Genomic DNA, 21,175 nt, shown 5'->3' with positions numbered 1-21,175 from the left:
TACTTTGTTCTCCCGTATCGGAAAGTCCTGTACCCGAACTTCCGGGTAAAACCCTTTTGAGTGAAGTGTTTGGCCTGCATATTCGGCCGGAGGTAGGTTCTTTTCCTCTAAAAATAAAACGAATCCTACTTTATCTTTTACAAAATGAGTTATATCAAAATATTCAAGTGTCCCTGCTGGTAAAAAATAGCCTAACAATTCTTTTTCCTGATCCTTTTCCAATGTTTCTCGTCCGTTTTATTGGCTGCAAAACAACGACTTTCTCCTAATTCCCCCAACTTTTCAATCTGATCCGCTCATATCCGCCATCTGGCGGACGCAGGTTCAATTCTTGCAAGCAACTTGGTAAAGGCTCTGTAAACCGAAACTTTTTTTATGTTTACAGTCTACGTTTTATACTCAATTCACTTCGACAAAATTTACATTGGATATTCTTCTGATTTAGCAGATCGATTTAAATCCCATAATGAATTAGCTACAAAGGGCTGGACCATAAAATTCCGCCCATGGTCAATTTTACACACTGAAGACTTCGTTTCTAAATCCGAAGCGATGAAGCGGGAGCTACAACTGAAATCTGCAGCAGGCAGGAGGTTTATTAGAGAATTGGTTACCAAAAATCAATTAAGAGACAACTCTTCTGCTTAGCACTGATAAATGAATTTATTAATGCATTATAAACAAAAACCCGCCCCTTCCGGAACGGGTAGTCATCGCCTTTTCCTTTTATACATCTTATACATCGAACATCATCGGGGAAACAATGATTCCCGAATTCCTTTCTGGCATTTAGCGTTATGTGTAGTCTGATGTGCAGTAGTGGAGATAAGGTATCTGTCACAAACGGTATAGCATAGTTGATATTAAATAATTCAACCATTACTAACAACGGTGACCTGTCACTGAAGTTACCATTTTTTTACATTGATGTACTTTTTTAAGGACATTTATTATAAGACATATATCTTAGCGCCCCCTTTTCAAGGGTTTTAAAATAAGGGAATCCTATCTTAATTGCGTACATGCGAAAACGTAGACCGTCAGCTCGGAGGCCCATAGCCCAGGAATTATCAGCTGCCGAAACTGAGAAGATGTTAAACAGAATTGGAAAAGTATTGAAGAAAAAACGCCAGGAAAGAACAACACTGGAAAGCTTTTCGTATGAAATCAATATCTCAAGAAGCGCTATGACCCGGTATGAATCCGGTGGTGATATGTATTTAAGCACCTTCCTGAAACTATTACACGGACTCGATATAAAACCTGAAGACTTCTTTTAAGATGTATAAATAATGAATATGTTAACACGATAATATCTTATCCTCGTTTTGTAACACTGCCACCACCTGAAGCTGATTTATATTTTATCACGGGGTTTCCTTTGTAATTCACATCGCTGCCACCACTGGCTTCCGCTGCCATTTCTTTGTTAACCGTAAGTGTTGCATCACTTCCGCCACTGGTATCAATAATCGCATATTCTGCTACCAGATCACCGCCTTTGAAATCACTGCCCCCGCTGGCATTCACTCTTAAGTTAACCACACTTCCTTTTATATGAACATCAGAACCACCGCTTTGTTCAACAGTCAGATCGTTTATTGCCACCTGACCGGTAAAATCACTTCCACCTGATAATACCAGTTGTAATTTATCAAGCTTCAATTCGCCCTGAACAATGATATCAGATCCCCCATTTGCCCTCAGTCTATTCAGTGTTTTTATGGATACATATGCTTTAAATCGCCTGCCCTTCCAGTTAAAGCCTCCTGTGCTTACAAAGATCCTCAGCTCGCCATTTTCCACCACCGTTCTCATTTTATCCCGCTGGGCAACTTCCGTTGCACTTACCACCACCCCTTCTTCTTCCCCTTGCATAAGATACACATCAATGCCATCACCCACCCTGATAGACTGAAAACTGCCTACGGTACGTTTTTCGGCATTGGCTTCATAAAAGGTTTTCTCCTGGCTAAAGGCCATGAGATTGATTAATAATAATATAGGAGTTAAAAGGTGCTTTTTCATAGTACTCATATGTAAGTGTTACGGCTAAAGGAAGCATTTTGTTACAATATTCTTAAAAAAAATAATGTTCGTTCGTATCTTTGTCGGCTCTTAAAAAAATTAGAGACTTCAGTTTCCCGGGGTGCTTTTCTGTCACTGGCAGAATTGCTGAGAAAATACCCGTAGAACCTGATCAGGGTAATGCCTGCGCAGGGAAGGTAGCTCCGAAATTGTCTACGCTTCACTTTCGCAGCATTTCTCTTAAATCATTTTTTCAACAAATAGGAAACACATGAAAAAAATGCTTTTGGGGATTTGCTACCTGTTACTTACTCATTGTCTTACCGCACAAATCAGCGGTAAAGTAACAGATGCTGCATCCTCATCTCCCATTGCCTCCGCTACTGTAGAACTGAGCAATGGAATGTCAACGCTTACCGCCGAAAATGGATCGTTTGAGTTCAGGAAAGTTAAACCGGGTAATTATACCCTGCATGTTACGTCAATCGGTTTTCAGGCAGTTAATCAGCCTGTTGCTACCGGCAATACCATTGCTGTTAAGCTGGAGCGCATGAACCTGTTTTTACAACAGGTTGAAATAAAGTCAACCCGTGCTGGTGATAAAGCGCCTTTCACAAAAAACAATCTCTCTAAAAAAGATATTGAAAAGCTCAACCTGGGACAGGACCTGCCTTTCATCTTAAATCAAACACCTTCGGTGATCGTAAATTCCGATGCCGGTAATGGAGTTGGTTATACTGCTATCCGCATCAGGGGGAGTGATGCCACACGCATCAACGTCACGCTTAATGGCATTCCTTATAACGATGCCGAATCACAGGGAACGTTCTTTGTAGACCTGCCCGATTTCACTTCTTCTGTAAACAGCATACAGGTACAACGCGGTGTGGGCACTTCATCGAACGGTGGTGGTGCATTTGGAGCTACCATTAACTTAAGCACCAACGAAACCAATACGACTCCTTATGCTGAAGTCAATAATACCTACGGTTCCTTCAATACCTGGAAACATACGGTTAAAGCAGGTAGTGGATTGATCAATGATCACTTTACACTCGATGCCCGCATTTCAAAAGTATCGAGCGATGGTTTTATTGACCGCGCCAGCAGTTCGCTGAAATCTTTTTATTTGTCAGGCGCTTATATAAACAAGAACACTTCTGTTCGGGTGAACGTGTTCTCTGGCAATGAAAAAACCTACCAGGCCTGGAATGGTATTCCGGAAGCTAAATTGCGCGGCAGCAAAACCGATCTGGAAAATCATTACAACAACAACATTGGCTCGTTGTATTTTACGCCCCAGGATTCAAGCAATTTGTTCTCTTCCGACCCCAGAAAGTATAATTACTTCACGTACGCTAATCAAACCGATAATTACCAGCAGGATCATTACCAGTTGTTCATCAACCACGACTTCAATGGCCGGCTGGCATTCAATACCGCTTTCTTTTTAACACGCGGGAAGGGCTATTATGAAGAATATAAACCTGCTATTGCTTATGGCGATTATGGTTTGAATAGCCCGGTATTCGGTGCCGATACGATCAGCGCTACTGACCTGGTTCAGCAACAATGGCTGGATAACTATTTCTACGGACAGGTATTTTCGGTTCAATACAAAGATGGCATTAGCCAGCTGATTGTTGGGGGTGGCTGGAACCGCTATGATGGCAAACACTATGGCAATGTGACCTGGTCGCAATTCGGCGGAATTCCTACAGACTACCAATGGTATAGAAACGACGCATATAAAACGGATGTGAACGCCTATGCCAAATACCAGTTACAACTAACCAGTCGCCTGCAAGGGTTTGTTGACCTGCAATACCGCCGGGTATTATATGATATTGGTGGCTTTAAAGACAACCCCACCTTACAACTGCATAACACCTGGAACTTCTTCAATCCAAAGGTGGGTCTTTCGTATTCGAATAACAATTACCAGGTTTATGGTTCTTATTCACAGGGTAACAAAGAACCCAACCGCGATGATTTTGAAGCAGGCATGAACCAGCAGCCCAAATCCGAGAAGCTGCATGATTTTGAATTGGGCGCTGAAAAGAAAACAAGCGAATACAACTGGGGCGTTACCTTGTATTACATGATGTATAAAGATCAGCTGGTGTTAACCGGCAAGATCAATGATGTGGGTTCCTATACCCGCACCAATGTTCCTGACAGCTATCGCATGGGTATAGAATTACAAGGTGGTATGCGGTTTACTTCCTGGTTGAATGCTGCGGGTAATATTACGTTCAGCAAAAACCAGATCAAGAACTTTACCGAATATTACGACGATTACGACAACGGCGGTCAAAAAGCAGTTCCACATGGTAATACCGACATAGCCTTTTCTCCTGCTGTCATTGCATCGGGTATGTTGAATTTTATTCCTTGTAATAATGTAGAGATCAGTCTGCCCGCAAAATATGCCGGCCGTCAGTACCTCGACAATACATCCGACAACAAACGCAGTCTTGATCCTTACTACGTACAGGATGCGCGGTTAAGCTATACCTTGCGTAAAGCCTTTTTTAAAGAGATCACGTTTATTGGCCAGGTGAACAACGTTTTCAATAAAAAGTATGAACCCAATGGGTATACTTACAGCTACCAATATGGTGGCGCAGTAACTACTGAAAACTTTTATTTCCCAATGGCAGGCACCAACTTTATGTTTGGATTGAATGTGAAATTGTAAGAAATAATAATAGAACCATAGATAAAAAAGCCCCGATGCGCTAAGCTATCGGGGCTTTCTTATTTACCTCCCCTAATGGGGAGGCAGGAGGGGGCTCAAATAATTACGCTGTTTTTAATTTAGCGGCTGGTTTGTCCAGTTTTAGTTTGGTAACCAGTTGATGTATATCTTTTTTGTATTCTTCCAGCGCTTTTTGCTCCTGTTTGATAAAGCTGTTGTCTTCCAGTTTACCTACCACTTTATTCATGGCCTCGGTGGTTTCGTATACCATTTTGCGGAAAGGATTGCGATAATCCTTTGCCCGCGATTCGTATATTTCTTTCACCATCCATTCCCTGGTAGTAATACTTTGGTGCAACAGGCTCTTCATAATGGCCGGACTGGCCTTCTTTACATTGATATCGAACACCTCTTTTACGGCAGCCATGGCATGTGCCAGCTTCTCCATGGGGTAGTTCTTACCTTGTTGTACATAGAAATTATGTACAGCGTCCCAGTCCTTTACCTTACCGGCAACGATCTGTTTGTTCAGCTTATCAATTTCTGAGCGAAGAATTAACTGTCCGCCTACGTTCATCCAGGGAGCCAGTGTTGCTCTTGAAGGCAGGCTCTCCAGCAATTGTTCATGTGTTTTTATGTTGTTGGCGCGAATATGCTCCAGCAACTGCTGAACCAGGTAATACATCACCAGTTCTTTAAACAGGTGATAAGCCCGCATCACTTTAATGATGCGTACCGGACGTTTGCTGTTCTCAAAACCGTCTGCCAGCACCGGCAGTTCATTCACCACCGGGTCTTTGGTATCGAGTAATACCTGACCAATGGCAATGATCTCTTCATCAGTCATTTTTTTAGTATTGCCCTCACGTTTCAACCAGGCTTTACCGGTGAATTTGGCCAGTAACGGCAATGACTGTAACAGATCATTTACCGAGTCCGGGGCGAGGAAGCTGAATTCCAGCGTTTGGGTTTTATCTATGCGTTTGTCGCGGTCGATATATTTCCACGAGTTACGGGCCAGTGCATACATGTTATACATGAACCAGTAACCGGGCATTACAACCAGCTGGTCTTTGCTCAGGTCGTTGCTGATAAGCGAAAACGGAAACGCAATATTTAACTCCGTTGCATAATCGCCTTTTGCGAGGATAGCATAAGAAGCAAATTTTGAATTGTGCTTCAGGCTCACGCATAAGCCAGGCCAAAAGCCACGACCAGCAACGATCTCACCATCCGGGCTGCGGCTATTGTGGTTGGAACCCACGGTTGCGCCTGCAGCCATATTGCTTTGTCCCTGTATCAGGGCCGCACATAAAAATGAGTTATTATGGTGCTGCTCGTGTGAAGGGAAGATCAGCGAATTCAATACCTCACAACAGGAAATAGTGGAGTTTTCTCCCAGGTAGGAGTTGATCAACCGGGCGCCATATTTCAATTGTGAGTGGGAGGCCAGCACAAAACGGACAGCTTTTACGCCATAGAACAGCCGGCATCCATAACCGATAATTCCATTCACCAGTTCGCACCCTTCACCCACCTGGGTATTGGCTTCGCTGGAAGAATTAATGGTTACATTCTTTATTTTGTTGGCACCTTTTAAATAGGCGTCGCTGCCGATCTTAACATCTTTAAGAATGCGGCAATTTTTGATCACGGTTCTGTCGCCGATGGTACCGTAGTAACCATGTAAGGCGTCGAATTTCTTCTCGGTAAATTCCTTGAAGCGGTTCATCAGCTTTTCATCGTCGCGAAAGTGCGTCCACAGCAGCGCATCACCGGGTAAAATGCCATCGAAGGGAAGAATACTGCGGCCCGCATTTTCATTACACAATTCCATCCAGATGCGGAGGTTCTCGGGCTCGCCTTCTTTTAAAATACCATTCCCAAACTTGGAGTGGTCGGTGGTGGCAATTTCATTGCAGTTCACCAGAATTACGCCATTGCCGATGATATAGTGGGAAATGTAGTTAACATTATCAACAACTACATTGTCGCCAAAGTCGCAACTGATAACGGTACTGTTGTAAAACCCTACCGGCCGGCGTAAGTTGTGATACTCCAGGTAATAAGGCTCCAGTTTACCAATACGCACCAGTCCAAAGAACTTACAGTTCTGCACCAGTTCCGGGTTGAACGCGTCTGACACCAGCAGGTTGTTCCAGTTGTCAGACGTGTTGCGGTTGCGTACCAGTACTTCAATTTCGTAGGCCGACAGATGCCGGTAGTGAATACCGTTCTTGACCTGTTTATTACGCAGGTAGTATTCATCCTTCCCCTTAGGTAAATAAGTGGAAGGAATGAAGTCGTACCCTAGCGAATTAAGCGGTTTACGATTGATATCATTCATAACCGTTAGATAATTAATACTGAAATGAGGTGTTATTCTACTGTTACCGACTTAGCCAGGTTTCTTGGCTTGTCAACATCCAGTCCTTTTGCAACGCCAATATAGTAAGCCAGCAACTGCATGGGGATAACGCTCAGCATAGGCGCTACCAGTTCGTCGGCGGCAGGCACTTCAATTACATCATCAGCCATTTTTGCAATTACATCATCCCCTTCGGTGATCACTGCAATTACTTTTCCTTTACGGGCTTTTATCTCCTGAATATTGCTGATGATCTTTTCGTGGTAAGAGTCTTTGGTGGCAATGAAAACCACAGGCAGGTTCTCATCAACCAGCGCAATAGGTCCGTGTTTCATTTCTGCTGCCGGATAGCCTTCAGCGTGAATGTAAGAGATCTCTTTCAGCTTTAAAGCGCCTTCCAGGGCAATGGGGAAATTGTAACCGCGACCTAAGTATAAGAAGTCACGGGCATCTTTGTATTTGTAAGCCAGTTGTTTTACATGCTCTGCCTGATTTAACGCTGCAGGGATCTTTTCAGGAATATCCTGTAATTCGTTCATTAAATGCAGGAAGCGTTTGTTATCGAGGGTGCCTTTTTCATAACCCAGTTTCAGGGCAATGATGGTTAATACAGCCAGCTGTGCAGTAAAGGCCTTGGTACTGGCCACACCAATTTCAGGACCAGCATGGGTGTACGCACCGGCTTGTGACACACGGGCGATAGAGGAACCTACCACGTTCACAATACCAAAGATCAGGGCACCCTGTTCTTTTGCTTTTTCAATGGCTACCAGCGTATCGGCTGTTTCACCACTTTGCGATACGGCAATGATCACGTCGCCTTTGTTCACAATCGGGTTGCGATAGCGGAACTCTGAAGCATATTCCACTTCAACCGGAGTGCGGCACAATTCCTCAAAAATATATTCAGCCAGCAAACCGGCATGCCAGCTGGTTCCGCAGGCAATGATGAGAATGCGGGGTGCATTTTTAAGTATGTCAATATTGGCTTCCACACCTGCCATTGTGATGGTGCCATTGGCAGCATCCACACGGCCGCGTAAACAATCGAACACGGTACTGGGTTGTTCAAAGATCTCTTTCAGCATGAAGTGATCATAACCGCCTTTTTCAATAGCTGCCAGTTCCAGGTCGAGCTGTTGAACAAACGGTGTGATCTTTTCATTACCCAGATTTTTCAGGATCAGCTCATCGGGTTTTATGATGGCCAGTTCGTAGTCGTTTACGTACACTACGGTTTTGGTGTATTCAATAATAGGAGAGGCGTCGGAAGCGAGGAAGTGTTCATCGCGGTTCTTACCAATACCAATAACCAGCGGACTGCCTTTACGGGCGGCAATCAGGGTATCGGGATTGTCCTGATCGATGAGGATAATCACGTAAGCGCCTACTACGCGCTTTAAGGCAATACGCACAGCTTCTTCCAGACTGCAATTATTGTTCTGTTGAATGTCTTCGATAAATTTCAGCAGCACCTCAGTATCGGTATCACTGGTAAAAGTGTAGCCTTTTTTCTGCAATTCCCCTTTTAACTGGTTGTAATTCTCGATGATCCCGTTGTGGATCATGGCCAGTTTCCCATTTTCCGATACATGCGGGTGTGCATTGCGATCGCAAGGTTCACCATGGGTAGCCCAGCGGGTATGACCAATACCAATGTTGGCATGCAGGTCTTTTCCTACCAGGGTTTCTTCGAGGTCGGCTACTTTCCCTTTTTTCTTATATACGTTCAGGCCGGAATTCAACAGGGCAACGCCAGCGCTATCATATCCGCGGTATTCGAGTCTTTTTAATCCTTTCAAGATTATCGGGTAAGCTTGCTTATTTCCTATATATGCTACAATTCCGCACATAATTACAGGGTTTAAGTTTTTAAGTTTATTAAGTGTTGAGTCGACAGTGCTTTTAAAAATTCAGTTTGCGGTGCCATTACCTGCAAACGGTTGCGCAATATTATCAAAAAAAAGGCCATCCTTTACGCAAAAACATGCACGGTTAACATACCATTTTGGTAGTATGCCAATGCGTAAGAGCTAACACGTTACGTTTTATCGCTGCAAATCGAGCACAGGCCTGTGCCCGGCTGTTTTAAAGCCTGCGTTTAAGCGTTCAGTGCTTTCAATAAAGGAAAAATGGATTACTTTTTTAACCAGGTTTCAAATAAGCGGAAGATCCTTTTGTATTCGTCTGTCCAGCTTTCAGGTTCCACAAAGCCATGATCTTCCATCGGATAAACAGCCAGTTCCCAATTGTCTTTGCCCAGCTCTATCAGGCGTTGTGTAAGACGTACAACATCCTGGAAGTGAACATTTACATCAACCATTCCATGACAGATCAGTAAATGGTCCTTTAATTGGGAAGCAAAGTTTATGGGCGAACTGCGATGATATGCAAGGCTGTCGCTAAAGGGTTCATTTAAAATATTGGAGGTATAGCCATGATTGTAATGGGCCCAGTCGGTAACGGGCCTCAGTGCGGCTCCGGCCTCAAAGATAGTAGGTTTTTTGAATAATGCCATTAAAGTTATAAAACCGCCATAGGAACCCCCATAAACCCCAATATGTTTGGGATTTACTCCAATTTGTTGCACCAAATAGCGGGCTCCGTCCTCAATATCGTCCAGATCTTTACCGCCCATATAACGGTAAATTCCCGTACGCCAGTCGCGGCCATAGCCGGCGCTGCCCCGGTAGTCGATGTCGAGCACGGTATAGCCGTTATCCACCAACAGATTGTGGAACATATATTCCCGGAAATAGGAACTCCACCATTTGTGGGCATTTTGTAAATAACCGGCCCCATGCACAAATATTACGGCTGGTTTGTTGGTGTGGGGTTGCGCCGGACGCATCAACCGGGCATACACCTTTGCACTATCGCGGGCAGTAAAGGTGATCACCTCCGGATCGCGCCAGTTGTAGGATTTAAATTCTTCACTTTGGGCCTGGTTGGTTATCTGCACCGGTTTGGTCTTTGCCGTTGCCGGACTATTAGGTTGCAGGTACAATTCCCAGGGTTTATTGCTGTAGGAGTATAAAATGGCGATCCATTTTTCATCGGGTGAAATGTTGGCCAGGTTGGAACCGGTTAGCGTGGTAAGGCGTTCGGCTTTACCCCCTGCAATGGGCAGGCGATACAAATGCTGTTCACCGGGATGCACTTCGTTGGTGGTGAGATAAAAATATTTCCTGCCGGGGCCCAGCTCTGTTTTTAACACTTCATAAGTACCGCTCGTGAGCGCCTGCTTCTCTTTTGTTGTAACATTGATTGTATATAAGTGCGAATAACCGGTAGCTTCTGATAGAAACCAGAAGTTTTGGTCATTCAGCCAGCCGGCATTAAAAGCGGGAAAGCCGTTCACGCTTGGTCCGCTTATCCAGGCATCATCGTGTTGCCGGTCAAGCAGGGTGAGCTTACCGGTTTCCCCATCTAGTAACAGGAACCAGCGGTCTTTATTATCCTGCGCTCTTGCTTCCACCACCGCATAATTACTGGTGGGCGACCAGGTGGTATTTATAAAATTCACCGGCCGCAGGGACGCGTGCTGGCTTTTTTCTTTATAAACAGTAGGATAATCTTTCAAGTATCCCGGCAGGTCGCGTATGCCGGGTATAGAATCTGTTTTTATGGCGAAAACCGTGTCTTTCTCACAATCAAACACAAACAATTCCTGTGAGGGGAGCGTGGCGCCCACTTTAGTACGGGCGGAAAGGTCTTCGGTAAACCCGCTCTCAGTAACATAACTGGGCACGATGGTTGTTTTACCGGTTGGGGCGGTGGTTAACCGGTAAGTTATAAAACGGCCGTTATTGCTGATAGTAAGCTGCGACACTATTTTACCTTCGAGCGGAATAGCGCGCAGTGCTTTTTCCCTGAACTGCTTCAACATGGAATCGGCCTCGTCTTTCTTTTGTTTTCGCCGTTCCAGCACCAATGAATTTTCAAGCGCTTCCTGCTGCAGCCATTTTTCCTGTTTAGTAGCACCCACCGCCGGGCGGTTGGCCGCTGGTGGTGGGGGATTGCCCCGGCCGGTAAAAGCGGGAGTGGCCGTAGTGGTTGCTGAGCCGGTGGTAAAATTGGTGAGCTGGGTGGTTTCACCGGTTTGTACATCCCAGGCCCAGGCATTCTGGTCGCGGGTATACACAATTTTATGATCGTTGAAGGAGAACTGTGGATTGCTTTCCTGGACAACCGTTTTGGTTATGCGGCGGTGAAGACCCGTTTTTACCGAGGCGAGATAAATATCGCCTTCGTAGGCGTATGTGTATTGATCACGTGGTGCATTGTACCGTACCTGATCATCCGCAACAGCGGTGCCGCGAAAGGCGCCCGTTGATTTTTGCGGGGTAGTGGCGGTGGGCGTGATATAGTATAATGAATCGGCTGCAGCTTTTTCGGGGTTCCAGTTAAACAGCAGGTATTTGCCGTCTGCTGTCCATTGCAGGTTTGAAGGAGAAGTACCCATCCATTTCGGGTCGCGCATGATCTTTTCTACAGTTAATGCACCCGGTTGAGCATAAGTAACAAGGATAAGGGCTGGCTGCAAAAGCGCCAGCAGCAGTAGTTTTTTCATCTACGGAAATTAATGGAAATTCTTTATAACAGTATACCGCTCAAAAAAACGTAGGCTACCGAAAAGTAAATAACCAGTCCGGTTACATCAACCAGCGTAGCCACAAATGGAGCGGAAGAAGTGGCCGGGTCGGCCCCTAATTTTTTTAAGATGATAGGCAGCATGGAACCCGATACGGTTCCCCACAATACAACTCCTATTAAAGAAAAACCTACTGTGCAACCAATAAGCACTGTGTGGCTACCGTAAGTATGAAAAACGCTGTTCCATAAAGCCACGCGAATAAAACCAATAATTCCTAAGATAGCCCCAAGCATCAGACCGGAAACAATTTCCCGGCGCAATACCCGCCACCATTCTGAAATGGTGATCTCACCTACGGCCATGGCCTGAATAATAAGGGTAGAAGCCTGCGAGCCGCTGTTACCACCGCTGGAAATAATAAGGGGAACAAATAGGGCCAGCACCACCGCTTTGGCAATTTCATCTTCAAAATACCCCATGGCGGTAGCAGTTAGCATTTCACCCAGGAACAGCACGATCAGCCAAACCACCCGCTTTTTAAACAGTTTGATGATAGGCATTTCCAGGTAAGGTTCATCCAATGCTTCGGTACCCCCGATCTTTTGAATGTCTTCACTGAACTCCTCATTGGCCACCCACAGAACGTCGTCGATGGTTACAATACCCAGCAAAATGTTTTTATCGTCCACCACCGGCAGGGCCACGCGGTTATTCATTTTAAAGATCTGGTTGGCTACCTCCTGGTCGTCGTTTACATTCAGGGTGATATAACGGTTATCGATAATTTCCCCCACCATTTTTTGTGGGTTGGCTAGAATAATCTCGCGGATCCGGATGTCATCCACAAATTCACCGCGGTCGTTCACTACATATATTACGTCAATGGTTTCACTGTCTTTACCCACCTCGCGAATGTGGTCCAGTACTTCCTGCACGGTCCAGTCGATATCAACAGCAATATAATCGGGAGTCATCAGCCGGCCCACGCTGCTTTCAGGATAGCCGAGCAGCGACAGGGTTACCCGGCGTTCGTCGGGGTCAAGCAGTTTGATCAGCTCTTTTACCACCTCACTGGGCAGTTCTTCCAGGAAGGCCGTACGGTCATCGGCCGGAAGTTCGTTCAGCAGCTCGGCCGTTTTAAAGGGAGGTAAACCCTGGATGATCTCTTTTTGAGGTTGCAGATCAAGGATCTTGAATACGCTGGCAGCCCGGTGAATACTCATATTGCCAATAATCTGGCTCGAATATTCCGGGAACTCATAGGTGAGCTCGGCTACATCACTGATGTTCTGGTCGTTCAGGAACTCCCGCATCTGTAACATGTCTTCCTGACCGATCAGGTGCAGGAACTGCTCTTTGGCGTTTTCAATTTCCATGCTCATGGGCCCAAATTTAAATCAATTGGCAATAAACAATCTATAATATGCTATTCCAAAGCATGTTTTACCATAATTTCATCACATGATTCTACCTTGTCTGTTTATAGCGCCTACTAATGAGATGGGGCGGGGTGTTTTTACTTCAGAAAAGCTAAAAGCCGGTACCGTTATTGAAATTGCACCGGTGATCGTTATGACCCAGCAAGACCGGGTGCTGATTGACCAAACCTTACTGCACGATTATATTTTTGAATGGGGCGATCACCAGGACCAGTGTTGCATGGCCCTCGGCTATGTGCCGGTGTATAACCATTCCTATAAATCGAACTGTGAATACGAAATGGATTACGACAACCATACCATTTCCATCAAAACCGTTCGGGACATAAAAAAAGGGGAGGAGTTATACATCAATTACAATGGTACCTGGAACGATGAAAAAAAGCTGTGGTTCGAAGCTAAATAAAAACGGCCCCGACTATTATATCGGGGCCGCACGGTGTTAGTTGTAAAAGTGTGTGCCAAAAAGAGGCTGTGCTATTTATTCTTTGTCTGATCTTTTTTGGAATGGAGGATGGGTTTATACTTCAGGATAAATAATACCCCATAACTGTTCATCCGCATATTGCCCATTCCCAGATCTGTTAATGGTATTTTCAAATAAGGCTCGGCCTGCAGTGCGAACCGTTTGCCCAGTGACCGTTCCATCCCTACTGACAGATTCCAGATCGAGAACGGATAAGTGGAGTTGGAATCCCCAGGCCAGGGCTGACCATAGGTAGGACCGCCATTCCATCTGTAATACACATCATAATCTTCCTTAGTCATCAGGTAGGTGGAAAGCCCGGTGCTTGCAAACCAGCGGCGTTTGTCGTTAATAGAAAAATCATAACGCACATTGACGGGGATATCCCACATGCTGCAGTTCCCTTCTACGCTGCTTACTGTTTTATTAGGGGGCCATGGATTGCCTTTGTATTCAAAATGTGAACTATCGGTTTTATAGAACTTCTTGGTATAAATAAGACCGGCATTTACCGACCAGCGGTCCGAGAACCGGTAGCCAACCTGTACTCCAAAATTAAAACCGGGTTTGTACAGCGGTCCAAAAGCAACGGCGCTCATATCAGGACCGGCTATTACCCCAAATTCCAATGGCTGTTGTATTTTCTCGCCTTTCCTTTTGGGCTGCTTCGCCATTGTTTTGGTAGAATCAACAGCCGGTGTGGCAGCTGTTTTGTTCTTTGCTGAATCAGCGGTAGTCGCAACAGCTGGTGGAGTGGTTGCTACTTTATTATCCGCATCTACCGGAAGTCCGGTTGTTACGGGATCAACATTGGTGAGGCGGTTGTCGGTTTCGAATGTAGTGGTATTGTTAGCCGATGCCGTTGGTACCTGTTGATTATTTTGATTGCTGGTAATGTCTGAACGGCGTTTGCCTTTCTGTTTGCCTGGTATATAGGCCTGCCTGTTAGCACTGGCAAGCGGTGCCAGGACAGCATAGTTCAACGTAGCCGGTGCCTTTTGAATGCGTACCCGGTTCTTTTTTGAAACGGTGCGGCCTGGTGTTTTTTCCACCGGTTGGGTGAACGGTTTGGTTGGAACCGTCGCCGTAGTGGTGCTGGCTGCCTGATTAGTGGCAGGCTTGCTGGTTTGGATGCCTGGTTTGGAGCTGCTGGTAGCGGCAATTGACTGCTGATGGTTGTCAACAGGCAGTTTATCGGTTACGGGTGCAGTAGTTTCCGGTGTTTCGTTGTTGGGTGAAACAGCATCGTTTTGGGTTGCGTTGGGTGTACGGGTATTGCCCGTATGATTATCTGGTAAAGGGGTAGCGTTATCAACCTGCGTAACTGCGCTGGTGACATTTTTTTCCAGGGGGGTAACTGGTTGATATTTCAGGATACCCGTTAAAGCGCCGCCAGTGGTGGCGGTGATTAAAAACAGCCAGAAAAGGAAGCGACGCCGCTTTTTGTCCTGCGGCAATTCTTTGTTCAGGCGTTTTTCCAGATGATCCCACCCGGAAGCGCTAGCTTCCACCTCGAAGTGCTCGGCAGCTTCGCGGCTTATACGGTCTAGGTTATCGTCATCTAGGGGATACATACGCTTTAATGATATTTTTGTTCTGCAAAAGTTTCCTTAGGTTGTCTCTGGCTTTTGATAAATTGGATTTTGAAGCGCCCACAGAAATTCCCAGTGTTTGCGAAATTTCTTCATGGCTAAGCCCTTCTATTACAAATAGGTTGAAAACTGCCCGGTAAGCCGGAGATAATAACCGAACGCTTTCAATTATCTCTTTATAAGATAACATATCAATACCGGTTTCACCCTGATCGGCGATGGTTTCCGATTCATGCGTAAGCACATGCCCGTTCACTGATGAATTGGTTTTCCGGTAATGGTCTATGCAGGTATTGATCAATATTCGTTTGAACCACCCCTTGAGCGAAAGTAAGGTATCTTCCTGCCTGGTCTCATCAAATTGGTGAATGTTCTTAAACAGCTTTACAAACCCTTCATTCACAATCTCTTCGCATTCTTCCATGGCATTTGTATACCGATAACATATTTTCATAGCAAATCCCCGGAGAAGATAATACAACTCCTTTTGGCTGTTGCGATCATTCTTTCGACAGCCACTTAGTAACGAGGAAATGTTCGAGTTATCTAGCAAGGGTGTTGGTTTGCGGGAATGTTTCTTTGCTAATTAATTGTTTTTCATAACTCAATCCGTATTACGATGGATTGGGTCAGTCGGTTGCCTTAGCCAGAATAATTTATTTCCGGGACAAAGTTAGAATAGATAGGGCAAAATTGCAATACGAGTTAGGGCAGAAGGCAGAGGGCAGAAGGCAGAAAGCATCGTCGCGGCAATCGGGACCTACTTCTTACTTCTTATCTCGTACTTCCTACATCTTACTTCGTTCCTCTATCAACCTGTCAACTTGTTAACGTATCAACCAACTACTTCTTCAGCATACTGGTAGGGGGCTGCCCAATAAACATCAACGTGCCCCGGATATACGCCTGCACCTGAATGTAGTCTTTTTGCGGAAGCAGCCCCATCAGGCGGAACTCCTGGAAGGTACCGGCGCTACTCATCCAGGGCGTTATCTGCTGGTTCAACCGGGCTTCAATCACTTTCTTGTTCTTGTCAATAAGTGCGGCTATGTCCAGCACCGACTGGTTGGCGAGTTGTTTCATGATCTTTTTGCGGAACAGGGCCTTGGCAATATTCACCATCATGTCTTTGGTGTCCAGTGCAAAGCTTACATCGGGCATGGAAAGCACCTGTTTTTCGGCATCCAGCACGGGCGTGCCTTTCAGGTGCAGTACCCCTTTGCGGTTTCCTGAAAAAGATACATCAACCTGTATCTTACCATCATTGGTGCCGCTGAGGTTCACGTCTTTTATCACAAAGGTCCTGCCTTCTACTTCAAATGGTTTGTTCACCAGGCTGTCGGTCATCAGCTTGTTAAAGAAACTGTATTGGTATACGGCATCCAGGTAGGTATTGATGCCGGTTGAGTAGGGCGAATTGTTGATGGGCGGCAGGGCAGCATGGGTAACCAGCCGCTGGCTGTCTGAGGAAAATTTGGGGTCGCCGCTGTAGCCGATCGAAAAATACAGGGTATCGCGGTATAAGTTGAAATTGCTTACACGCAACCCGGATGGATTGAGGTTTAAAAAGCCATAGGTGCTGATGGGGATCACCCGGCTGCCCCCACTGCGCCATTGGCGCAACATCTCATTGTTATTGAGGGTTTGAACAAATTTGTCGAAGGTGCCGCAGGTATTTTCCACCGAAGCCTTAATGCTATCCATTATTTCATTGGTAAGGTCGTTGTGCATCATGGTCACCTCGCATTTATCCAGGGCGCTTATTTTGTCGGGTTTAGTACTGGTAAGCACCTGGTGATTGGGCAGCAGCGTAAGGGTTGAACTGATGTTCAGGTCAACCCGGCGCAGGGGCTCATTTCCAAAACCACAACTGCCGCTTACCCAGGGCGATACCTGTTTGTCCATAGCGCAAACGGCTTTGCTGCCTGCTATCTGGTAACTACCGCGAAAACCGATGGTTACTTTATTATTAACGCAGCCAAATGTAAACGGCGAGCGCACAAAACGGAATTTATAACGGAAATCACACCCCGACTGGGTATAATTGGGCCATTTATCGTTGGTGAATTCTTTGGCCGTACCTGAATCCATCATCGTCAGCAAGGGCTTCATGTAAATTTTAAAGGGAATATTGATAATGGAAGAAGGCATGGCAGGTAACAACCGGGCCGCTGTTTCGGCTGTGGGTTGAATGGTTACTTTTTTGCTGCTGTTACAGGCTGAGATACAAATCAGTAAGGCGAGAAAACCAAGCGTGTGTTTCATAGTGGAATGAGAAAAATTTCTGTGGTCAAATATAATGAAGTATGAGGTAAGAAGCAGGAAGTAGGAATATCGCGAATTTCGTACCTCTTACTTCTTACGTCACCATTTTAATAATTCAGATTTCCAATTCAGACCTCTTACAATTAAAAACCAGAAACAATAAACTAAATTAGTGCCAATATGAGCACTACTTATTCGGCTACCTATCATACTGCGGCAGGACACTACTACCAGGCGACTGTTTTTTTATCGGCGGTGACCATTACCATCCGGTACAATGATGAGGAAAGCCAGGTAAAAGATGTGAACTGGCTTACAAAAGACATTATAGCATTTAATAAACAAATAATAGGTGGGGAATTACAATACCGGAACAACAGGGGCGAAACAGAACGCCTGAACATCCGCGACCAGCAGCTGGTCGATGCGCTGCAAAAGACCCTGAAACACCATCGTATATTTGGGAAAGCGCATACCCGCGTGCTCGGCAACATCTGGGTAAAGCTGGGAGTGATCGCGGGCATCATTTTGCTGTTAATGACAGGGGTGTACCTGTGGCTGATGCCCATACTGGGTGAACGAATGGCGAAGGGATTTTCAAAGGAAGCCGAGATCAATATGGGCGAGCAAATGTACCAGTCGGTAAAACAGCAATACCGCATCGATGCGCAAAAAACAGCCATCCTGAACCAATTCTATAAACAACTGCATTACGACGTAGGATACCCGGTTTCCATTACCGTGGTGGAATCGAATGAAATGAATGCCTTTGCCATTCCGGGTGGGCATATAGTCGTGTATGATGCTATCCTTGACCAAATGAAAACACCGGAAGAGCTGGCAGCTTTGTTGGGTCATGAAGCTTCACATATTGCCCTGCGTCATTCCCTGCGAAACATCTTTCGCAGCATGGCCCGGCAAATGCTCATCTCGATCATTGTTGGCGATCAGTCGGGCATTGTTTCGGTGGCGGTTAATAATGCCGATAATTTAAAAGGGTTGCAATACTCGCGTTCGCTGGAAACCGAGGCCGATAACAGTGGCCTGCGGTTGATGGTAAAAAGCCGCATCAACCCACAAGGCATGCGGCGCCTGATGCAATTGCTGCAAAAGGAAAGCGGCGGCGGTGAACCAGCTGCTTTCCTGAGCACCCATCCGGTATTTAAAGACCGCATTCAAAATATTGATTTGCAGTTACAACAATTGACGCCAGTAGCCACTGCCAACGATAGTTTGAAAACGATCTTTCATTCCATCTACGAGTAGGCTTACTCTATAATTTCACCCACGTGTTTTTTGATGTTGGAAGCCATTTTGGTCATGGGCAGGTCGTTTTCATCAGCGCCAAACGGGTCTTCAATTTCTTCAGCGATCAGTTCCAAACTGGCCAGTACATAAAAGATAAAACCCACTACGGGAATGGCCAGGTAACCCAGGCTGATGACAAAGCTAAAAGGCAGCGTCATCACATAAAAGAAGATGAACTTTTTTATGAACACGCTGTAAGAAAAAGGGATGGGCGTGTTCTTGATGCGTTCACAGGCGCCGCAGATATCGGTAAAGGAAGCCAGTTCATTATTGAGTACGATCAGTTGATCGCCTTTTATTTTTCCTTCTTCATACAACCTGTTTACCCGTTGCATCAGCATGGAAGCAACCTGGTTGGGCATGTGGCGGTTGCTGTCGAGGTTCAGTTCGGGATGGTCCTGTTCATCGAGCGCCAGCCGGGTTGATTCTGCATGCAGGTGATGGGCCAGTACCGAGGCATACAGGGGAATGGTTTTTTTGAAGAAAGTGCGGTGTGTTGCTTCTTCAAATCCCAGCATGCTGTTTAGTTTAATGGCCAGGTTACGGCTGTTGTTAACCAGGGAGCCCCATAATTTTCTTCCTTCCCACCAGCGGTCGTATGCGGTATTGGTACGAAATACCAGCAGCATCGAGATCACGAAGCTGAGGAGCGTATGCATAGAGGTTATCTGCTTTACATGACTGCTTTCCGATAATTTCAAAATATGCAGTTCCAGTAAAGCAATCACCCAGCAGTAAATACAAATGCCGAAAATAAGGGGTGATAACTTGCGTAAGGTATCCGCCTTATGAAAGCGGAAAATAAATGTAAACCAGTCTTTAGGATTGTATGTGATCATGGTCGGGTGTTTCTTCCTGCCAAGGTACGGATTTGTAAGTTGACCAGTTAACAAGTTGACAGGTTAACAAGTTGACAAGTTAACAAGTTCACAGGTTAACAAGTTCACAGGTTGATCGGGTTGATAGAGGAAAGAAGTAAGATGTAGGAAGTACGAGATAAGAAGTAGGAAGTAGGTCCGCGATGAGGCTTTCTGCCCTCTGCCCTCTGCCTTCTGCCCTTCTCCCCCTTAAAACAAAAAAGGCCCCATCGTAAGATGGAGCCTCTATATAAAAAATTATGCAACTAACTTATTTAGGCTTAGCCCATGAGCTCGCAGGGAACGATGGGTTGATGTCATAGCTTTCGTAAGTGATGGTTTGAGCGTGTTTACCACTCTGCATGATCTCGGTGTAGGGTAACATGATACCATTCGTTTTCTTGTAGTCAGAATAGGTAAAGGTAGAAGTACCACTCAGCGGATCAACCATGATCAGGGCTTCCAGTTTGTTAGCCTTGTTGTTGATGATATAACCGGCACGCACACTGTTTACGGTTACCATTACTGATGACAGGTCATATTGTGTGGTTTGCAGGGTAGCGGTTGATTTTTCCAGAACGCCTGCTTTCAAACCTAAGATCCCACAGTACAGGTAACGTTTCAATTCAGTTACACGTTGGGGCGACAGTGCAACATAACCATTGCCATCAAAGCTCCAGCCGCTGTTGCCTTCCATTTGTTCTAACAGAATAACATTGCCTTGCAATGATGATTCCAAACGTACAACCTGACGGTTAAAGTCAGCTGTCATGGTCAGCGTAAGGTTGTTGGTATTCATCACGGCTTTCAGCGAAGTAAGGGCATCCAGGCTTTTACCACCATGGGTTTGGTTACATGCTTTCATCAGGTTCATACCTGCTTCCAGGATGTCGTTCGACTTGGTGGTGGTCGTAGTGGTAACTATAGGTGCTGCTGTTGTAGTAGTAGGTTTAGCAATATCGCCATGTTTGGCCATTTCCTCTTCATCGAGGTAATAGATATCGCCATTGATAACAACGATCTGTTTTTTATCAGGGCTGGTGAATAAGCTGTAGGTGGCTGTTTTACCGTTGTCAAATTTCAGGTCCAGCTGGCCCTGGTTGATGCTGTAAGAACCACCATTGCCGCTGTTGGCGTTTCCGCCCGACAGGGTAGTGAGCGTAGCCGTGCGTTTGAATTTACCATCGGTAAAATAAAAGCCATCAGCTTTGCTGCTCGATCTTACAAATTTGTAAAAACCATTGGGAACTGCAGTGGAAATATTAAGTCTTACAAAAGTAGCAGCGCCAGACTGGCCGGTTTCGCCAGTAACACTTAACAGAATGATCTTTTCAGAACCATCATTGAGGAATTTCATCTTCAACTGATTGCCGGTAATAGAGTAAGTACCGTCAATACGCTTTTGCCAGTCAGCTTTGTCTAAACCACTACAAAAAGATGAATTGGGTCTGAAGTAATAAGCATAATCAGTTCTTACCATTGCGCCGGCATCAGAACTCTGATCATATTCATACGCAGTACCTGCGTATACGGCATTTAGTGTTTGTGCTAATA

At 45.5% G+C, this 21,175-nt stretch carries 16 protein-coding genes and 1 riboswitch; of the genes, 5 read left to right on the top strand and 11 right to left on the bottom strand.

Annotated elements, in window-relative coordinates:
* A partial coding sequence (locus BMX95_RS35890) for an ISAon1 family transposase N-terminal region protein (protein ID WP_425311897.1) occupies positions 1-198 on the bottom strand: 198 nt, incomplete at its 3' end.
* A 177-nt stretch (positions 199-375) separates the two neighbouring features.
* Between BMX95_RS35890 and BMX95_RS27620 the strand changes: the two genes are divergently transcribed.
* Complete coding sequence (locus BMX95_RS27620; protein ID WP_081198298.1) at positions 376-648, top strand: GIY-YIG nuclease family protein; 273 nt, start codon at positions 376-378, stop codon at positions 646-648.
* A 443-nt stretch (positions 649-1,091) separates the two neighbouring features.
* The gene (locus BMX95_RS27615) at positions 1,092-1,280 is read left to right on the top strand and encodes a helix-turn-helix domain-containing protein (protein ID WP_081198297.1); all 189 of its coding nucleotides are present in this window, start codon (positions 1,092-1,094) and stop codon (positions 1,278-1,280) included.
* Between the two features lie 37 nt (positions 1,281-1,317).
* On the opposite strand, the gene BMX95_RS27610 is transcribed toward BMX95_RS27615, so the two are convergent.
* Positions 1,318-2,028 (bottom strand): head GIN domain-containing protein, encoded by a 711-nt coding sequence (locus tag BMX95_RS27610; RefSeq protein ID WP_165758839.1) that lies wholly within the window; start codon positions 2,026-2,028, stop codon positions 1,318-1,320.
* 107 nt (positions 2,029-2,135) lie between these two features.
* A riboswitch (TPP riboswitch) is annotated at positions 2,136-2,241 on the top strand.
* A 58-nt stretch (positions 2,242-2,299) separates the two neighbouring features.
* On the opposite strand from BMX95_RS27610, the gene BMX95_RS27605 reads away from it, so the two are divergent.
* Positions 2,300-4,729 (top strand): TonB-dependent receptor, encoded by a 2,430-nt coding sequence (locus BMX95_RS27605; protein WP_081198295.1) that lies wholly within the window; start codon positions 2,300-2,302, stop codon positions 4,727-4,729.
* A 103-nt stretch (positions 4,730-4,832) separates the two neighbouring features.
* Here the strand turns inward: BMX95_RS27605 and BMX95_RS27600 are convergent, their stop codons facing one another.
* From BMX95_RS27600 to mgtE, 4 genes are all read right to left on the bottom strand, one after another.
* Positions 4,833-7,076: a DUF4954 family protein gene (locus BMX95_RS27600; RefSeq protein ID WP_081198294.1), complete on the bottom strand. Its 2,244-nt coding sequence runs from the start codon at positions 7,074-7,076 to the stop codon at positions 4,833-4,835.
* Between the two features lie 32 nt (positions 7,077-7,108).
* Positions 7,109-8,950: a glutamine--fructose-6-phosphate transaminase (isomerizing) gene (glmS, locus tag BMX95_RS27595; RefSeq protein ID WP_081198293.1), complete on the bottom strand. Its 1,842-nt coding sequence runs from the start codon at positions 8,948-8,950 to the stop codon at positions 7,109-7,111.
* A gap of 284 nt (positions 8,951-9,234) precedes the next feature.
* Entirely contained in the window at positions 9,235-11,670 is a 2,436-nt protein-coding gene (locus tag BMX95_RS27590; protein ID WP_081198292.1) for a S9 family peptidase, read from the bottom strand.
* Between the two features lie 23 nt (positions 11,671-11,693).
* Positions 11,694-13,076 carry a magnesium transporter gene (gene mgtE / locus BMX95_RS27585; protein WP_207631517.1) on the bottom strand — a complete coding sequence of 461 codons (1,383 nt, stop codon included), beginning with the start codon at positions 13,074-13,076 and terminating at the stop codon, positions 11,694-11,696.
* Positions 13,077-13,155: 79 nt separating this feature from the next.
* On the opposite strand from mgtE, the gene BMX95_RS27580 reads away from it, so the two are divergent.
* The gene (locus tag BMX95_RS27580; protein WP_081198291.1) at positions 13,156-13,539 is read left to right on the top strand and encodes an SET domain-containing protein; all 384 of its coding nucleotides are present in this window, start codon (positions 13,156-13,158) and stop codon (positions 13,537-13,539) included.
* A gap of 71 nt (positions 13,540-13,610) precedes the next feature.
* On the opposite strand, the gene BMX95_RS27575 is transcribed toward BMX95_RS27580, so the two are convergent.
* From BMX95_RS27575 to BMX95_RS27565, 3 genes are all read right to left on the bottom strand, one after another.
* Positions 13,611-15,173 (bottom strand): porin family protein, encoded by a 1,563-nt coding sequence (locus tag BMX95_RS27575; protein ID WP_081198290.1) that lies wholly within the window; start codon positions 15,171-15,173, stop codon positions 13,611-13,613.
* On the bottom strand, positions 15,157-15,744 hold the full coding sequence (locus tag BMX95_RS27570; protein WP_090519633.1) for an RNA polymerase sigma factor: 588 nt from the start codon (positions 15,742-15,744) through the stop codon (positions 15,157-15,159). The genes BMX95_RS27575 and BMX95_RS27570 overlap by 17 nt, the downstream gene beginning before the upstream one ends.
* A 290-nt stretch (positions 15,745-16,034) precedes the next feature.
* Positions 16,035-17,456, bottom strand: coding sequence for a DUF4403 family protein (locus BMX95_RS27565; RefSeq protein WP_081198289.1), 1,422 nt, complete (start codon positions 17,454-17,456; stop codon positions 16,035-16,037).
* Between the two features lie 180 nt (positions 17,457-17,636).
* Here BMX95_RS27565 and BMX95_RS27560 point away from each other — a divergent pair, with 180 nt between their 5' ends.
* The gene (locus tag BMX95_RS27560; RefSeq protein ID WP_081198288.1) at positions 17,637-18,722 is read left to right on the top strand and encodes a M48 family metallopeptidase; all 1,086 of its coding nucleotides are present in this window, start codon (positions 17,637-17,639) and stop codon (positions 18,720-18,722) included.
* 2 nt (positions 18,723-18,724) lie between these two features.
* On the opposite strand, the gene BMX95_RS27555 is transcribed toward BMX95_RS27560, so the two are convergent.
* Both BMX95_RS27555 and BMX95_RS27550 read right to left on the bottom strand, forming a co-directional pair.
* Positions 18,725-19,603, bottom strand: a complete 879-nt coding sequence (locus tag BMX95_RS27555; protein WP_081198287.1) for a bestrophin family protein — start codon at positions 19,601-19,603, stop codon at positions 18,725-18,727.
* A 289-nt stretch (positions 19,604-19,892) separates the two neighbouring features.
* Positions 19,893-21,101 carry a hypothetical protein gene (locus tag BMX95_RS27550; RefSeq protein ID WP_081198286.1) on the bottom strand — a complete coding sequence of 403 codons (1,209 nt, stop codon included), beginning with the start codon at positions 21,099-21,101 and terminating at the stop codon, positions 19,893-19,895.
* Positions 21,102-21,175 lie beyond the last annotated feature (74 nt).

The organism is Niastella yeongjuensis (assembly GCF_900110245.1).
In the GTDB taxonomy this organism is placed as follows: Bacteria; Bacteroidota; Bacteroidia; order Chitinophagales; family Chitinophagaceae; genus Niastella; species Niastella yeongjuensis.
Note: the sequence above shows the minus strand (reverse complement) of the source record. Positions and strands in the feature narration are given on the sequence as shown.

Coding starts and splice junctions, on each gene's coding strand:
- BMX95_RS27620 (WP_081198298.1), top strand. CDS start 376: ATGTTTACAGTCTACGTTTTATACTCAATTCACTTCGACAAAATTTAC.
- BMX95_RS27615 (WP_081198297.1), top strand. CDS start 1,092: ATGTTAAACAGAATTGGAAAAGTATTGAAGAAAAAACGCCAGGAAAGA.
- BMX95_RS27610 (WP_165758839.1), bottom strand. CDS start 2,028: ATGAAAAAGCACCTTTTAACTCCTATATTATTATTAATCAATCTCATG.
- BMX95_RS27605 (WP_081198295.1), top strand. CDS start 2,300: ATGAAAAAAATGCTTTTGGGGATTTGCTACCTGTTACTTACTCATTGT.
- BMX95_RS27600 (WP_081198294.1), bottom strand. CDS start 7,076: ATGAATGATATCAATCGTAAACCGCTTAATTCGCTAGGGTACGACTTC.
- glmS (WP_081198293.1), bottom strand. CDS start 8,950: ATGTGCGGAATTGTAGCATATATAGGAAATAAGCAAGCTTACCCGATA.
- BMX95_RS27590 (WP_081198292.1), bottom strand. CDS start 11,670: ATGAAAAAACTACTGCTGCTGGCGCTTTTGCAGCCAGCCCTTATCCTT.
- mgtE (WP_207631517.1), bottom strand. CDS start 13,076: ATGAGCATGGAAATTGAAAACGCCAAAGAGCAGTTCCTGCACCTGATC.
- BMX95_RS27580 (WP_081198291.1), top strand. CDS start 13,156: ATGATTCTACCTTGTCTGTTTATAGCGCCTACTAATGAGATGGGGCGG.
- BMX95_RS27575 (WP_081198290.1), bottom strand. CDS start 15,173: ATGTATCCCCTAGATGACGATAACCTAGACCGTATAAGCCGCGAAGCT.
- BMX95_RS27565 (WP_081198289.1), bottom strand. CDS start 17,456: ATGAAACACACGCTTGGTTTTCTCGCCTTACTGATTTGTATCTCAGCC.
- BMX95_RS27560 (WP_081198288.1), top strand. CDS start 17,637: ATGAGCACTACTTATTCGGCTACCTATCATACTGCGGCAGGACACTAC.
- BMX95_RS27555 (WP_081198287.1), bottom strand. CDS start 19,603: ATGATCACATACAATCCTAAAGACTGGTTTACATTTATTTTCCGCTTT.
- BMX95_RS27550 (WP_081198286.1), bottom strand. CDS start 21,101: ATGGTAAGAACTGATTATGCTTATTACTTCAGACCCAATTCATCTTTT.